Below are 16091 nucleotides of genomic sequence, written 5' to 3'. Positions count from 1 at the left end.
CATTCATCAACCTCTCCATGATCACTATGATGACCAGGCGCCTGACCCGCGAAAAGCGGACCAAGACCACCTAGACAAGTTCAAAGACTGGCTCTAACCGCCCGCAACGCTCACGACCCCCTCCGCGCAGGCGTACCTACCCCGCGTGCGATCCCCGAGCTGGGTGAGGGAGGCCCTCACCCAGCTCGGGTTGACCCGCCGCGTTCGTCGTTCGTCCCTTGTGGACGCTCGCGGAGCCGCGACCAGCGGCATCCGAGCAAGTTGATGTACGCGAAACCCGAGTTTCGGCCACCCAATGGCCGAAACTCGGGTTTCGCGCGGCCCGCGCTCCGCATCGTGTGACAGCCGGGGTCGTGAGTGGCGCGGCCGGTTCTAACCGGTCTAAACACTCACGACCCCCGGGTCAGCGGGTGATCGCTTTTTCGGCCTCCGCCACTTCGACGGCTTCCAGGCTCACCAGGGTGGTGTGCGCGTCGCGCCAGGCTTCGCGGGCTTGGTCAAGCAGGCCCGCGTCGTTGAGCAGCGACCCCAGGCTCAGCTGGGCCTTGCCGGTCCACCGGGGATCGCCCAGCTGCTGGAACACCGAAAGCGCGTGCCGGACATGGTGCAGGGCCTGCGCGTGGTCGCCCTGCTCGGCGATGAACTCCGCGTGCAGGACCTCGGTGATGGCCGCGCCGTGGGCGTCCAGGGTCAGCGCGAACAGGTCGGTGCTGCGACGGCAGCAAGCCTGCGCGGTCCCGGTCTCGCCTTGGGCGCGGTAGGCGTAGGCGAGTGAACGCCAGGCGGCCGCCTCGCGCCGGACGTCACCGAGTTCGTGGAACATGTCGCGGCCGGTGTGCCCGAGCCGGAGCGCGGAGTCGAGCTCGCCGAGTTCGCGGTGGACCACGCTGAGCTCGCGCAGGCACGCGGCCTCCCAGCGGCGGTCGGCGATCAGCACGAACTCGTCGATCGCCTCCTGCAGGCACTGCTGCGCTTCCGCCCATTCGCCGCGGTAGCGGTGCAGGATGCCCAGCTCGCGCTTGGCGTACGCGACCCAGCGCGGTTCGTCCATTGTGGACAGCTTGGACAGGCAGGCCTTGATGCAGTCGGCGGAGGCGTCGTAGTGACCCTGGTACCGCTGGCCGACGCCGACCGCGAGGAGTGTGACCATCTCCAGGCGCGGGTCGTTCGCGGCGGGCAGCGCGGCGAGGCAGTGGCCGAAGTGCTTGCGGGCGGACTGGACGTCGTGCTGGTCGCGGGCGGCGAGGCCGAGCGCGAAGTAGGCGTACGCCGTCCAGTACATGTCGCCGGTCTGGCGCGAGGCCGCGAGGCTGAGCTCGGCGACCCTGATCAGGTCGTCCCAGCGGGACCGCAGTTCCAGGTAGGCGGCCACGGTCGCGGACAGGTGGCAGGTGATCTCCGGGCGTCCTTCGGCGGCCGCCATTTCGACCGCTTCGAGGAGGCAGTGCTGCTCCGCGTCGAACCAGGCGGGCGCGTCACGGGCGAATTCCGTGGCCAGCGCGTCGATTTCCGGGGACGGCGGCGCCACCTCGAACTGGTGCAGGCCGCCGAAGTCCAAGGCCGCGTCGGCTCGCTGGCCGACTTGGAGGTAGGTCTCGAAGACCCGGTCGAGCGCGGCTTCGCGGGCTTCTGGCGAGGTTTCCGCGGTCATCCGCTCTTCGGCGAGCAGCCGGATCAGGTCGTGGAAGCGGTAGCGCAGCGGGCTGCCGACCTCGACCAGGTTCGCCTCGACGAGCGCGTCGAGCAGGCGTTCCGCGGTGCGGCGGTCGGTGCCGAGCACGGCGGCCGCCGCCCAGGAGGCGAAGTCGGTGCCCGGCAGCAGCGCGAGCAGCCGGAACGCGCGGCGCTCGTCGGGCCGGAGCTGCTCGTAGCTGACCAGGAAGCCGGCCCTGACCTCGCGGTCGCCGCCGACGAGCTCGTCGAGCCGGTGGCGCTCGTCCTCGAGGCGGTCCGCGATCGTCTCCGCGCTCAGGTGCGGCAGCGTGCGCAGCTTGGTGCCGATGATCCGGATGGCCAGCGGCAGGTTCCCGCAGCAGCGCACGATTCGCTGGGCGGTGAGCGTTTCGCGGGAGGAGCCCGCGAGGTCGGTCAGCAGGGTGACCGCGTCGTCGAGGTCCAGCTCGCCGAGCTGGATGCGCAGGCTCAGGTCGAGCCCGGTCAGCCTGCGCCGCGAGGTGACGACCACCGCGCAGTCCGGGTTGCCCGGCAGCAGCGGCCGGACCTGGGCCTCGTCGGCGGCGTTGTCGAGCACGATCAGCACGCGCTTGCCCGCGAGCCTGGCGCGGAACACGGACTCGCGCTCGTCGGTCGCGCCGGGGATGTCGACGCCCGGCACGCCGAGCTCGCGCAGGAACCGGGCGAGCACGTCGCCGGGGTCGCGCGGGCGGGCGCCGGCGCCGAGCAGATCGATGAACAGCTGGCCGTCGGGGAACGACGGGGCGAGCTCGTGGCCCGCCTTGATGGCGAGCGCGCTCTTGCCGGCGCCCGGCTGCCCGGTGACGGCCGCGATCGGCAGGCTGGCCTTGCCTTCGCCGGTCAGCGTGGTGACGATCTCGGTCAGCTGCCGCCGCCTGCCGGTGAAGTGGTTGATGGCCGGGGGCAGCTGGCGGACCAGCCCGATGGTGGGCTTCGGCGCGATGCGGGCGTCGTCTTCGAGGATCTGGGCCTGCAGCTGCCGCAGTGACCGGCCCGGCGTGACGCCGAGCTCGTCGTCGAGCAGACGGCGCAGTTCCTGGTACGCCGAGAGCGCGTCGGCGCGGCGGCCGGAGCGGTGCAGCGCGGTCATCAGGTGACCCCACAGCTCCTCGCGCAGCGGATGGTCGGCGACCAGGCGCCGCAGCTCGGCGATGAGGTCCGCGTGCTCACCCAGGTCGAGCCGGGCACGCAGGTGCTTTTCGACGACGGCGAGGCGGCGTTCCTCCAGCCGGGTCACCTCGACGGAAAGCGCTTGCCCGGCATGCAGCCCTTCGAGCGGGCGGCCGCGCCACAGGCCCAGCGCCCGGCTGAAACAGCTCGCGGCTTCCCGGCTCCCGGCCGCGGTCTCGCCCGCGACGGTCAGCTCGGTGAAGGTGGTGAGGTCCAGCTCGCCCCGGTCGACCCGGAGCACGTAACCACCCGGCCGGGTGGACAGCCTGCCGGGATCATCACCCGCCTGGGCGAGCCGCTGCCGCAGCCCGGAGACGTAGGTGCGCAGGTTCGATTCGGGCGTCGCCGGCGGCGACTCCCACGCCGCTCCGGTCAGGTATTCGACCGAGGCGAGCTCATTGGCCCTGAGCAGCAGCGCGGCGAGCACCGCACGCTGTCTCGGGCCGCCCAGCTCGACGGGTCCCCCCACGGCGCGGACGTCCAACGGCCCCAGAACGCGGAACTCCACCGGCTCAGTATCGGGTACTGAGATCTCGCTGTTATCTCGGGGCGCGATCTGGGCGCGATCTGGGCGGTCGCTGGTGCAGGGTTCTCGCTCAGGGGGAATCGACGGGCCGGATAACACTTGCGAACCGCTTGGTGTGATCCAGGTAACACCGCTCGGTGGGCGGCCGACAAAGTCGGCGAACACCGAGGTGGGGAGGGGCCCTGCGATGACCGAGCCCGAGGGCGCGCGATTTCACGCGCGTGAGCTCTACGGCTCGGTCATCGCGGTCCCGTTGCTCCAGCGCATGGATGCCGCCGAGGCGCCGCATCGGGTCGTGATCGACCTGAACCTTGCTTACCCCCAGGGGCGGGAAGCGGCTGCCCGCGCCATCCATGCGCTGGTCGGTTCCGTGGCCGACGAGGGGGTCGACGAGGCGCGCACCGCGCAGCTCGGGCAGTACGTGGTCGCCTGGCTCAGCCCGGAGGCGCTGCTCGAGATCGTCCGGCGCGACCGGGCGGCCGAACACCGCGCGATCCACCGGATCTGGCCCGACTTCAAGGTCAGGGCGCTGATCAACAAGTCGTGCGCCACGGTGAAGGCCGACGCGGCCCGCGCCGTGTTCTCCGCGCTGGGCGCCGGGATCACCTGGGCGGTCGTCGATTCGGGCATCGACCACGGCCACCCGCACTTCGACCACTCGCTCGACGTCACGCTTCCCGTGGAGCACAAGGACTTCACCAAGGCGGCCAGCCCGCTCACCGACGAGTTCGGGCACGGCACGCACGTCGCGGGCATCATCGCGGGCCAGGGCTCCGGGACCGTGGTGCGCGCCGAGCTCGATTCCGGCGACGACGTGCACTACCTGCCCGTCCACGCCGACCGCATGACCGGGATCGCGCCGCTGGCCAAGCTGGTCAGCTACAAGGTGCTCGACGAGCGGGGCGACGGCGAGACGAGCGCGATCATCGCCGCGCTGCAGGACATCCAGCGGGTCAACTCGGGCGGGCGCGACCTCAAGATCCAGGGCGTCAACCTGTCGGTGGGGTACCCGTTCGACCCGCAGTGGTTCGCCTGCGGGGAAAGCCCGCTGTGCGTCGAGGTCACCCGGCTGGTCAAGTCCGGGGTGGTCGTCGTGGTCGCGGCCGGGAACACCGGCTACGGCTACAACCAGGACGCTGTGAAGGGCGCCGTCGCCGCGGGCATGGACCTGACGATCAACGACCCCGGCAACGCCGAGGCCGCCATCACCGTCGGCTCGACGCACCGCGAAATGCCGCACCGGTACGGGGTTTCGTACTTCTCGTCGAAAGGACCGACCGGCGACGGCCGCGCGAAACCCGACCTGGTCGCGCCCGGCGAGCGGATCCTGTCGTGCGCCGCGGGCAAGCTCCGCGGCCGCGTCGAGGCCAAGGCCGAGGTGCGACCGCCCGTCCACTACGTCGAGGACAGCGGGACGAGCATGGCCGCGGCGCACGTTTCCGGCGCGATCGCGGCGTTCCTGTCGATCAGGGGCGAGTTCATCGGGCGCCCCGACGAGATCAAGCGGATCTTCACCGGCACCGCGACCGATCTGGGCCGGGTGCCCGCGTTCCAAGGGCATGGCCTGCTCGACCTGATGCGGGCCATCCAATCGGTGTGAGCGGGAGGGAGCAGTCGTGGCCGACCTTTTCGGATTCCCCAGCGCGGAGGTCCAGTTCGACAAGGACGCGCACTTGGTGGGTGACGCGAACGCGGTGCTCGGGCTTGCCGCCGATCCCGGCCTCACCGATCTGCTGGTGCTCAGCCATGGCTGGAACAACGACATCGACGCGGCCAGGAGGCTGTATGGCGGGCTCGCCGGTTCTCTACGGGTCAACCTCGATCAGGCCACCGTGCCCGAGATCGCCGGGCGCCGCCTCGGCATCGCGGGCGTCATCTGGCCGTCGCGGATGTTCGCCGGTTTCGAGCTGCCCCAGCTGGCCGCCGCCGCGGCCGGGTCGCCTGCCGACCCGGACACCATCGCCACCCAGATCGAAGAGCTCCGCGCGGTTTTCCCCGATCCCGAAGCGCAGCGGACGCTGGACGAGGTCGCCGCACTCGTGCCGCGGTTATCCGACCTGGCGTCCGCGCGCGCGGATTTCGCGGAGAAGCTGAAGACACTCGTCGCGCACGGCGCCGCCGACCGCGAGGACGCCTCCGAAGAGCTGTTCAAGGTGCCGGGTGGCACTTTGATGGACCGCCTCGCCGTGCCGGTGCTCCCGGCACCTCCTGGCGCGCCCGGCGGCGCCGCCGGGTTCGGTGGCCTGCTCGGCGGCGTATTCGGTGCGGCGACCAACTTGCTCAATTTCCTGAGCTACTACGAGATGAAGGCTCGCGCGGGGATCATCGGCGAGCTGGGCGTCGCACCCGTGCTCGCGCAGATCCACCTGAACCGGCCGGATCTGCGCATCCATCTCGCCGGGCACAGCTTCGGCGGGCGTCTGGTCAGCGCGGCGGCCAAGCCGTTGCCGACCGGCTCGATCGCGACGATGACCTTGCTGCAGGCCGCTTTCTCGCACTACGGGTTCGCCGACGACTGGAGCGACGACGCCGGTGCGCAGTCCGGGTTCTTCCGCGACGTGCTGACCGACGGCACCGTGCGCGGACCGATCCTCATCACGCACACCGCCAACGACCTGTGCGTCGGCATCGCGTACGCCATCGCGTCGCGGATCGCCAACCAGATCGCGGCCGACATCGGCGACGCGAACAGCGTCTACGGCGGCATCGGCCGCAACGGCGCGCTCAAGACACCCGGCGCGGCCTTCGCCGAGCTGCTCGGCGTCGGTGGCGGCTACACCTGGCACGCGGGCGTGCCGAACAACCTGCGTGCCGACGCGTTCATCATGGGGCACTCGGACGTGACCGGGCAGCAGGTCGCCTACGCGATGCTCTCGGCGCTGGCCGCTACTTGATCGGCTATTTGATCGGCGCCGTGACCCGGAGATTCTCCACGTTGACCCCGCCGACCTTCACCGTCGGCGTGGCGCCGCCGAGGTCGGACCGGCGGTACTGCGCGGTCAGCGTGACCGACTCACCTGGCCAGATGGTCACGTAGTCGTCGCTCCAGACCGCGGGCGCGACCTCGTCCTCCGCCGAGCCCTTGGTGACGGTCGCGCGCAGGAAGAACGCGACCTTCGAGCCCGGGTTGGTCATGGTGACCGTGGTGGTGATGTCGTCGCCCGTGGCCTTGCTGGCCGCCTTGACGTCCACCTTCTGCTCCGGGATCCGTTCGAGGTCGGTGTAGTCGGCGTAGTCGATCTGCGGGCTGGTGCGCCAGCCCAGGTCTTCGTAGTCGACCGTGTCCGGCTTGGTGGAGAGCCAATAGACGTTGCGGTCGAGCAGCTTGCCCGCCGAGTCACGCAGCTGCAGCCGCAGGAAATAGGTCGTCGGGACGCCTTCGGGCAGCGGAACGTCCACCAGCCGCGCGGCGCCGTTGGCCGGTGCGGTCGCCGGAGTGGTCTGGTCGTGCAGCGCGACGCCGTTCTCGTCCAGGATGGTGGTCTGGATGCTCAGCCCAGGCACCTCGGTGAGCCCGGTGTTGACCAGCGCGACCATGCCGTCGTCGTAGGTGTACTGGACGTGCAGCGGCCGCAATGCCTTCTTGGCACCGAAATAGCCGCCGCTCGGCGCCATCGAGTAGTCGTAAAGATGCCAGAACAGCGACGGCCACGCGTTGTTGAGCATCCAATAGATCGTCCCGGTCGCCGGGTGCTCGCTCTTGGACTGGTTGACGCCGAACGCCTCGAACTGCGCGCGGTTGACCTCGTAGTTCGCCAGCTGGGACTTCATCACGAAGTCCGTGAGGTCGCGTGGTTCGCCGTAGCGCTCGACGATCGCCTTGTGGAACTCGGCGAGAGTGTCGAAGTTGTCCGAAGGCGACAGGTGGAACTGGACGGATTTCCCGTCCTTCCACAGCTTTTCCAGTTCCTTGGGCGACAGGATCTTCTTGAGCGCGGTCAGGTCGGGGATGGCCGGGCCGGGCCCGTGCTCGGCCTCGAAGCCGAACGCGCCACCGCGCTGGTCGCCGTAGAAATAGTTCGGCGGGACCCACCAGTACGGCCCCCAGCCCTTGTTGCCGGACTCGCCCAGCACCGGGCTGGCACGCCAGTTGATCGACGAGATGATCGGCGCGTCCCAGCCGGAGGCGGCCAGCCCGTCGAGGTACGCCCGCTCGACCGGCTCGGTCGGCGCGGTGTCGCTGCCGACGTAGAAACCGAGGACGCTCGGGTGATTGCGCAGCCGCAGGCCTTCGGTCGTCGCCGAGGCCTTCGCGATCGCCAGGTCGGCAGGCGTCCACCAATCGTAGTCTTCGACATAGGCCTGCCAGCGGGTGCAGCACTCCCAGCCGGCCAGCACCATGATGCCCATCTGATTCGCGAGCTGGTAGAACTCGTCGTTCTCTTCCTTGCCCTCGAGCCGGATCGTGTTCAGGCCGAGGTCGCGCATGTAGCCGAACTCGTCCTTCATCCGCTGCGGGTTGTTCCGCAGGAAGAGGTCGGGTTGCCAGCCGGCGCCGCGGACGAGGAACGGCTTGCCGTTGACCTCGTAGTACCGATCGCCTTCCGGGTTGATCGCCGACTCGACCCGCCGCACGCCGAAGTCGGCCTTGCCCTGGTCCGACAGCTTGCCGCCGACGGAGACGGTGAGCGCCAGGTGGTACATCGGCTGCCCGCCCATCTGCGCGGGCCACCAGACCTTGGGGTTCGCCACGTGCAGCTGGCTGAACTGTTCGGGCGCGAACGTGACGGTCTTGGTCTCGCGCGGAGCGAGCCGCACGTCCTGGTTGAACGAGATGGTGCCGATCGTGCCGCGCGCGGTCGTGGTGACCGGGTCGGCGGTGTTGTTGGTCAGGTCGGCCTGGACCGTGAGGTCGGCCGAGGTGAGCGCGGGCACTTGGAGGCTGGTGAGCACCCGGGGGTGCCGCAGGGTGACGGCGCCGGACTCGGCGAGCTGGACGTCACGCCAGAGGCCCATGCTGTTGTCCGGCGGCGGCTGGCTCCAGTCGAGGAAGCCGATGGACAGGTGCTTGCACGGGTCGGTGTCGAGGTTGAGGCAGAGGTCGGCGGGGAACGCCTTGATCGCCAGCGCGTTGACGCCGGAGCGCAGGAGCGGCGAGATGTCGAAGTCGTGTTCGGGGTACGCGCCCGCGACCTTGTCCGGCCCGGCCACTTTGGTGCCGTTGACCCAGATCTCCGCGCTCGGGATCACGCCGCCCGGCAGCCGCAGGAACGTGTGCACGCCGTCCTGCGGTTTCGCGGTGAACGTCTTGCGGTACCACCACGGGACGGTGAAGTCGGCCTTGTCGACCTTGTCCCTGAGGTTGGTCGAGTAGTTCAGGTCCGGGTACTTACCGGCCGAAATCAGGCCACCCATGACGGTCGACCGCGCGGGCACCGGCACCCAGGACGAGTCGTCGTACGCCGGGGTGGAGATTTTCGTGCCACCTTGGGTGGCCTTCGCGCTCGACTGCAGCCGGAACGCGGGGATCGTCTGCACCTCGCCCGGCGCCGCGGTCGTCGCCGCGTCGAAGGGGGCTTCCTCCGCCTGCACCGGGGTCGACCCCGACATCAGATAGGGCAACACCAAGATGGCGACCAGCCAGGGTGCCCGTCGTTTCGCGGGCATGCCAACTCCTCGGGTGACTCTGCTCAGTGTCGGCGGATACACCGAGGGTAACTGTTGCCGGACTAGCTTGCACTATTGAGTGATATTTTGTCACCAATCAGAGAGTGATCGGCAAGTGATCGAAACCACGCATGGCGAGCACTGACCGTCGCCGCGGTTCCCCGGCCAGCCGGAAACCGGGGAACCGGGCGAACAGCTCGTTGTACAAGATCTCGCCTTGCACCTTGGCCACGGCCGAGCCCATGCAGAAGTGGATGCCGCCGCCGAAGGTCAGTGGCCGGTTCGCGGCCCGCCGGATGTCGAACCGCCCCGGCTCCTCGAACCGCTCCGGGTCACGGTTGGCCGCGCCGAGGAAACCGGTGACGATCGCGCCCTCGGGGATGTCGGTGCCGGCGATGCTCGTGTCCCGCCCGGCGATCCGCAGCACCATCTGCGCGGAACCGTCGTAGCGGATCACCTCGGTGACCGCGCCCGCGGCGAGGCTCGGGTCGGCTTTGAGCAGAGCGAGCTGGTCCGGATTGGACAGCAGCGCGTGGATGCCGTTGCCGATCATGCCGGTGGTCGTTTCGAAGCCGGCCCCGAAGATGAGGGTGACCAGGTTGACCAGCTCGTCGTCGGTGAGCGCGTCGGTGCCGTCGCGGGTGGCGATCAGCGCCGAAAGCAGGTCGTCCTGGGGCTCGGCGCGACGCTGGGCGAGCAGCTCCCAGAAGTAGGCGAAGATCGTTTCGCACGCCTTGTCGGCCTTGGCGTGGGTCTCCTCGTCGAGCACCGGGTCGAACAGCTTCGCCATGTCGTCGACGAGCCAGCGCCACTGGCCCTGGTCCTCTTGGGGCACCCCGACCAGGTCACCGATCACGCTGACCGGGAGCGGGAAGCTGACGATGTCCTGGAAATCGACCACCTTGCCGTCACGGCCCGCTTCTTCGAGCGCGTCCAGCACCCGCTTGACGTCCGCTTCGATGTGCGGACGCAGCGCTTCGACGCGGCGCGCGGTGAACGCCTTGCTCACCAGCCTGCGCAGGCGCGTGTGGTCCGGCGGGTTCCGGTAGAGGACCGAAGTGTGCATGAACACCGACGCGGGGTGGTCGCGCCAGCCCGGTTTGTGCTCATCGGCCCAGTCCTCGTCGGGGGTCCGGAAATCGGCGCCGCCGAGCAGGGTTTCGACATCGGCGTAGCGGGTCAGGAAGTAGACGTTCAGTCCACTGTGGAAACTCACCGGCGCGGCGGCGCGGAGCGCGTCGTAGATCGGGTACGGGTTCGCGTGGCCTTCCGGGCTGAACAGGGTGAGCAGGGTCGACTCGACGTCCACGGCAGTGGTCATGGTCATTTCTCCAGTTCAGCGAGGATCGTCGGGAAGGTGTCCGTGTGCGCGTTCTTGCCGATGAAGACGTCGAGGTGGCCGTAGCCGGGAAAGACGTGCAGCTCGTGACGCCCCGGTTGCCGCCGCTCGAGGTGCGCGAAGGTGCGGTGCTGGCTTTCCGGGAGGAAGCAGCGGTTGTGCTCGCCGGTCAGCAGAACGAACCGGGCGTCGGGCGGTCCGGTGTAGACACTCCCGAAGTGTCCTCGCGCGGCCGCCTTGGCCATCTGGCGGAAGAAGGTCAGCGGCACCGGCCCGAACTCGGCGCGCAGCCAGTCGTGGGTGGCCTCGTCGAGGTTTTCGTGGTTCCACAAGGAAGACCGGCCGCCGCCGAAGATGAAGCTCGCCATCCGGCAGACGTCGTTGTGGCATTCACGATGGGTCGCTCGGACCACCAAACGGATCAACTGGGCCAGTAAACCGTCCGGTTCATCGCCCCAGGCGGGGGAGACGTCGCGGGTGAGCGTGCTGACGATCGGGACCAGGCCGCGCAACTTGGCCGTCGACACCGGCGGGACGACCGGATGCAGCGTGAACGCGTTGCCGATGATCGTGCTCACGCCCGGCAGGCGCCCCGAGGCGGCGGACAGCGCGACCGACGCCGACCCGACGCAGTGGGCGATGATCTTGACGTCGTCCGCGCCGGTCAGCTCCAGCACCTTGGCCACGGCGGCCGGGTGGTCGAATTCCGCCGCCTGGTCCAGTGTCCAGCCGACGAGGCCGACCTCCTTCGAGGCGCGCCAGTCGAACAGCCAGACGTCCCAGCCTTCGGCCAGCAGCGCGTCGACGAGCGTGGTCCGGTGCGGCGGCCGGAAGGTCGCGCCGCGGTTGCCCGCGCCGTGCACGAGCAGCACCGGCCCGCGCGGTGGCGGCTTTTCGGCCATCACCCGGGTGAGCTTGAGCGGAAGCCCATCACCCGCGATCAAGGGCACGGTCACCGGCGTTTCCTCCAGGGTGCGTTGATCCGGACCAGCCGGAAGGCGGGCGAGTCCGGATCGGGGTCGTTCGGCACCTGCCTGGCGACGCCGAGCAGCTGTGCCGCGAAGAAGCCGAGGAACCGGCGGATCGTGCGCGAGCGGCGCGGCCCGAAGGCCTGGAACGTGCGGACCATGCGCGGCAGGTCGCGCACGCGGACGCGGACCCGCGCGGTGCGGTGGCGGGTGTGCACGTAGTCGACGGTGCCGAGCGTGCCGCGATACACCCGCACCCACATCCGGGTGGTGTCGCGCCAGAGCCCCCACGCCGAGCGCCGCTGCACGTCCTTGCAGCCGAGGATGACGCGTGGCTCGCCGTCGCGGCCGACGGTGTTCAGCCGGTAGTACATCCGGGCGCCGACCGGGGTGGCGTGCCGCGTGAGCAGTTCGAGCGTCCCCTGCACGACCTGCCTGCCGCCGAGCGTCGAACAGTCGACCCAGCCGGAGACGTCCGCGCGGTGCTTCGGGTCCGCGAGGAAGGCGTCGAGGTCGGGGATCTCGACACTCAGCCGGAGCGTGAACGCCTGCGAGCGGGTCCCGCCGAGCGCGTAGGTGCCGACCATCTTCTCGCGAAACCGCAGGCCAGAGGTAGTGGACGGGCGCGGTGGCGCTTTTTCGGCCCGAGCCCGTGCCTGTCCTGATGCCGGCCGCGACGTCTCCAGCATCCGGTCGCAGAGGCGGTCGGCCAGCGCGGCGATCGTCAGCGACGGGTTGGGCCCGACCGACCCCGGCATGACGCTGCCGTCGGCGATGTACAGCCCGGGGAAGCCGAACACCTGCCCGTGCGGATCGCACACGCCGGCGTGCTCGGTGACCGCCATCGGGGCGCCGCCGAGTGGATGCACGGTGACCACCCGGCCGCCCCGGCCCATCGGGTTGTCGCGGTACTCGGCGCCGTCGCTCTCGGCGATCGCGCGCATCCGCGCACCGGCCAGCGTGAAGTAGTCGCGGGAGCTTTCGTGCCGCCACCGCAGATCCAGCTCACCGCGCCGGAGGCTCAGCCTGCCTTCGGGACGTTCGCGGCCCATGGCCAGCAACGGCATCGAGGTGTCCGAAAGCAGGCCACAACCGAGCAGCGAGGAGAGTCGCGCGCCGGAATGCGGTGAGCGGCTGAGCGAGAGCGACCCGGCGAGCGCGTCGCCGACGAACCTGGCCGCCCGCGCCCCGAGCTTGCTCACCCGGCTGCCTTCGACGAGCCAGTCGACGAACAGCGGGAACCCGGCGTCCTGCACGTACCCGCCCCGCTGCCCGGCGACGCCGTCGAGGCCGTCGGGGAACCGGATCGAGCTGGTGATCACCGGTCCCTGGCTGGCCGCGAGCGTGCGCGGGCCGCCTTCGGTCGCGCGCAGCATGAAGCCGAGCACGTCGCCGTTGCCGCTGAACCGGGTGCCGAGCGCGCGGCTGAGGCCGGGGAAGTTCGCGCGGTTGCGCAGCAGCAGCCCGACCGTGCCGAACGTGCCCGCGCCCAGCACGAGCACATCGCAGCTCAGCTGCTTCGAGTGCTTGAACGCGGCGGGCCCGGCGTCCGGGTCGTGCACGAGGTAGTCGACCTCGTAGCCGCCGCGCGCACGGGGCGCGATGCGGACCACCTCCGAGGACGTGCGGATCTCGGCGCCCTTGGCCTTCGCCGCGGAGAGGTAGGTGTGGTCGAGCGAGTTCTTCGCGCCGTCGTTGCAGCCGATGTTGCACTCGCCGCACATCCGGCAGCTCCGGCGGACGGCGCCGTGCAGGTTCTTGTACTCCACTTCGGCGATCCGCGTGCCGGGCTCGGGCGGAAGCCCGGGTTTCGCCGAAAAAGTGATACCGAGTGGCGGAAGCGACCATTCGGCGCCCATCCGGCGTGCCGCGTCGCGCATGGCGATCGTTTTCGGCGTTTCCGAATAACCCGGCCGGTCGAACGGCATCGGCGTCGGCGCCAGCATCTTTTCGACGGCGTCGTAATGCTTTTCGAGGTCCGCCCTGGTCACCGGCCAGTCCTCGTAGCCGCCGCCAGGCAACGGTTCCTCGTCGACGAACCATTTTTCGTCCTTGCGCAGCAACACGCCCGCGTAGAGCAGGGAACCGCCGCCGAGCCCGCTCCCGGTCACGGCCTGGAGCTTGCGGAAGTTGAGCACGTCGAACATGCCGTAGATGCCGGCCTTCGGGTCCCAGAAATTGCGGGACATTTCCGCGGGGGTGCGGGGAAAACTCCCCGGCGGATAGGCGCGTCCCCGTTCGAGCACCACGACCGAACGGCCCGCTTCCGCCAGGCGGAACGCGGCCACCGAACCGCCGAATCCCGACCCGACCACCACGGCGTGGATGTGTTCGCGATTCTCGGTGTCCACAATGCTCCCTCGGTCAACGCCGGAGTTCGCCAGAACTGTAGGAACGACGGTTCCGCGCGCTCAAGACCAAGGATGCTGATACATCATATTCCGGGAGCGAATTCCGCTCAGTGCGACACTGTCCGTCAAGTGGCTATGGTCGGGAGGGGGACCTGACGGACTGGGGGAACAATGGACGAAGTGTTCGAGTGGGCCGATCCGCGCGAGGTCGGCCTCGATCCGGCCAGGCTGGCGAGGATCGGGCGGTTCCTCGGCGACGAGATCGCGGCCGACCGGATGCCGGGCGCGGTGCTCGGCATCGTGCGGGACGGGCGCCTCGCCTTCCTCGAGGCATTCGGTCACCGTGACCGCGCTCGCGGTCTCCCGATGACCACCGACTCGCTGTTCTGGATCGCCTCGATGACCAAGCCGATCACCGCGGTCGGCGCGCTCCTGTTGCACGAACAAGGCCGCCTGACGCTCGACACGCCCGTCGGCGCCTACCTGCCCGAGTTCGCGAACCGGCTCGTCGCGGGCGCGGACGGGACGAGCAGGCCCGCCACTCGTCAGCCCTCCCTTGTGGACTTGCTACGGCACACCGCCGGGCTTCCCGAAGGCCTGCTGGGCGACACCGATACGCACCGCTTGTACGCCGAAGCGGTGGGCGACGGCATGACCGACCTGACCGGCCAGGAGTTCATCGACCGCCTCGCCGCGCTCCCGCTGCTGCACGAACCCGGCGCGCTGTGGCACTACGGCTGGGGCCTCGACCTCATCGGCCTGATCATCGAGTCGCTCACCGGCGAACGGCTCGGTGACTATCTGCGCCACGCCGTGTTCGAGCCGCTGGGTATGCGCGACACCACGTTCGGTGTGTCCGAGAAGGACCGCTTCGCCCAGCCGCTTCCCCATGATCCGCTGACCGGCGAGCCGCAGAGCCTGCCCGATCTCGGGAAGGCGCGCTTCGACTCGGGTGGCGCCGGTCTGGTCAGCACGGTGCCGGACTATCTGCGTTTCCTGCGGGTGCTGCTCGACAAGGGCCATGGCCTGCTCGGCCGCAAGACGGTCGAGTTCATGCTGTCCGATCAGCTCGAACCCGGCACCGATCTGACCCGGTTGCACAAGCCCGGCTGGAACCCCCGTCACGGCTTCGGCCTGGCGCTGGCCGTGCGCCGCGAGGTCGGGGACGGGGTCGCCGCGGGTTCCCCCGGCGAGGTGACCTGGCCTGGCGCGGCGGGCACGACCTGGTGGGCCGATCCGGCCGAAGACTTGGGGGTGGCCTTTTTCGCGCACACCCCGTCGGCGATCCAGAGCCGGTACCACCAGCAGATCAAGGCGCTGGTGCTGCAAGCCCTGCGCTGAGCCGGTTCACCAGTGGGTGTCGTTGACGCACTCGGTGCCGTTCCAGTGGGTGTCCGCGGGGCAGTCGGTGGGGCCGTCGGCGACGATGCTGACCGAGGGGCCTTCGGTGCCGAGCGCGAGGGTGGCGGGGGCGAGCGTGGTGACCAAAGCGGCGAAGCCGATGACCGAACCGAGGATCGAGGCGGTGAGCTTGCGCTTGGCGTTCATCCGGGGCCTCCGTCTGAGTGGTTTTCGCAGGTCCTCCCTGCTGGAACCCACTAGACAGCCGCGGCCCATCGGTCCCCTTTCGGTCGGCTATCGGTCCGGGCGCCGACGGCGGATAGGCGATGCATAGAGATCGAATAGCGGCCCCGGCGACAGTTCTCCCATCGAAACGGCAAGCGCCACCACCACAGCGCCACACCTGGAGGTTGGAACCATGACCACGACGGAGAATCCTTGCGACGCACTTGACTGCCAGAACGCGTCCGTGCCGGGGCACCGCATCTGCATGGCCTGCAGTGACAAGGCGGGCACCGAGCTCGTCGGGTTGCCGCGGCTCTATGACGAGCTCGAGCGCACTCTGACGCTCAGCCGCACCGGGATGCGCGAACGGATCAGTGGCTGGCGGCCGAACGGGATCTCCCTCAACGAGCCCGCCGTCAACATCCGGGCCGAGATGGTCGAGGTGCTCGGCGCCTGGGCGAAGCTGGTCGTCGACGAGCTCGGCGTGGCACCCGGCTACCACCGCCAGGTCCGCAAGCTCGCCGGGTTCCTCATGGTCCACTTCGACGCGCTGATGGCGCACCCCGCGGCCGGGGACTTCGTCGAGGAGATCAACGACCTGGCCGGCGCCGCCCGCGGCGTGCTCGAGCCCAGCAACGAGATGCGGCTCGACCTCGGCCCGTGCGCCGAGCAGGACTGCGACCGCACCGTGCACGCGACGATCAAGGGTGACGGCGAATGGTCGCCGGACCAGGTCGGCTGCGAAGCGGGACACACCGTGCGACCCGACCAATGGCTTCTACTGGGCCGTCGCATCGAGCGAGCCCAGCAGAACCTCAGCGTTTCCTCTCACGCCGCCTGACGCTCCCCTGAAGGCGGCCCAAAAGGGG

Annotated in this window: 10 protein-coding genes; 4 read left to right on the top strand and 6 right to left on the bottom strand. The window is 69.6% G+C overall.

All coding sequences use genetic code 11. From position 1 onward, the window contains the following. Positions 1–403 precede the first annotated feature (403 nt). Positions 404–3373, bottom strand: a complete 2970-nt coding sequence (locus tag BLV57_RS31640) for an AfsR/SARP family transcriptional regulator (protein ID WP_143047192.1) — start codon at positions 3371–3373, stop codon at positions 404–406. Positions 3374–3578: 205 nt separating this feature from the next. On the opposite strand from BLV57_RS31640, the gene BLV57_RS31635 reads away from it, so the two are divergent. After that, positions 3579–4991 (top strand): S8 family peptidase, encoded by a 1413-nt coding sequence (locus BLV57_RS31635; RefSeq protein ID WP_091295037.1) that lies wholly within the window; start codon positions 3579–3581, stop codon positions 4989–4991. Positions 4992–5007: 16 nt separating this feature from the next. Beyond that, positions 5008–6285, top strand: coding sequence for a hypothetical protein (locus BLV57_RS31630; protein ID WP_091295034.1), 1278 nt, complete (start codon positions 5008–5010; stop codon positions 6283–6285). A gap of 4 nt (positions 6286–6289) precedes the next feature. Here BLV57_RS31630 and BLV57_RS31625 read toward each other — a convergent pair whose 3' ends face one another. The 4 genes from BLV57_RS31625 to BLV57_RS31610 all read right to left on the bottom strand — a co-directional run bounded on the left by BLV57_RS31625 (position 6290) and on the right by BLV57_RS31610 (position 13656). Continuing rightward, entirely contained in the window at positions 6290–8998 is a 2709-nt protein-coding gene (locus tag BLV57_RS31625) for a glycoside hydrolase family 2 protein (protein WP_091295031.1), read from the bottom strand. Between the two features lie 97 nt (positions 8999–9095). Then, on the bottom strand, positions 9096–10319 hold the full coding sequence (locus BLV57_RS31620; protein WP_176968891.1) for a cytochrome P450: 1224 nt from the start codon (positions 10317–10319) through the stop codon (positions 9096–9098). A 2-nt stretch (positions 10320–10321) separates the two neighbouring features. After that, positions 10322–11293, bottom strand: coding sequence for an alpha/beta hydrolase (locus tag BLV57_RS31615; RefSeq protein WP_218134909.1), 972 nt, complete (start codon positions 11291–11293; stop codon positions 10322–10324). Beyond that, the gene (locus BLV57_RS31610) at positions 11290–13656 is read right to left on the bottom strand and encodes a GMC oxidoreductase (protein WP_091295026.1); all 2367 of its coding nucleotides are present in this window, start codon (positions 13654–13656) and stop codon (positions 11290–11292) included. The genes BLV57_RS31615 and BLV57_RS31610 overlap by 4 nt, the downstream gene beginning before the upstream one ends. A 171-nt stretch (positions 13657–13827) precedes the next feature. Here BLV57_RS31610 and BLV57_RS31605 point away from each other — a divergent pair, with 171 nt between their 5' ends. Continuing rightward, positions 13828–14997 (top strand): serine hydrolase domain-containing protein, encoded by a 1170-nt coding sequence (locus BLV57_RS31605; RefSeq protein ID WP_091295023.1) that lies wholly within the window; start codon positions 13828–13830, stop codon positions 14995–14997. Positions 14998–15003: 6 nt separating this feature from the next. Here the strand turns inward: BLV57_RS31605 and BLV57_RS31600 are convergent, their stop codons facing one another. Beyond that, complete coding sequence (locus BLV57_RS31600; protein ID WP_091295021.1) at positions 15004–15204, bottom strand: hypothetical protein; 201 nt, start codon at positions 15202–15204, stop codon at positions 15004–15006. Positions 15205–15415: 211 nt separating this feature from the next. Here BLV57_RS31600 and BLV57_RS31595 point away from each other — a divergent pair, with 211 nt between their 5' ends. Beyond that, entirely contained in the window at positions 15416–16063 is a 648-nt protein-coding gene (locus BLV57_RS31595; RefSeq protein WP_091295019.1) for a hypothetical protein, read from the top strand. The last annotated feature ends 28 nt before the right edge of the window (positions 16064–16091 follow it).

The sequence above is a fragment of the Amycolatopsis xylanica genome (assembly GCF_900107045.1).
Taxonomy (GTDB): Bacteria; Actinomycetota; Actinomycetes; order Mycobacteriales; family Pseudonocardiaceae; genus Amycolatopsis; species Amycolatopsis xylanica.
This window is presented reverse-complemented; position numbering and strand designations above follow the sequence as displayed.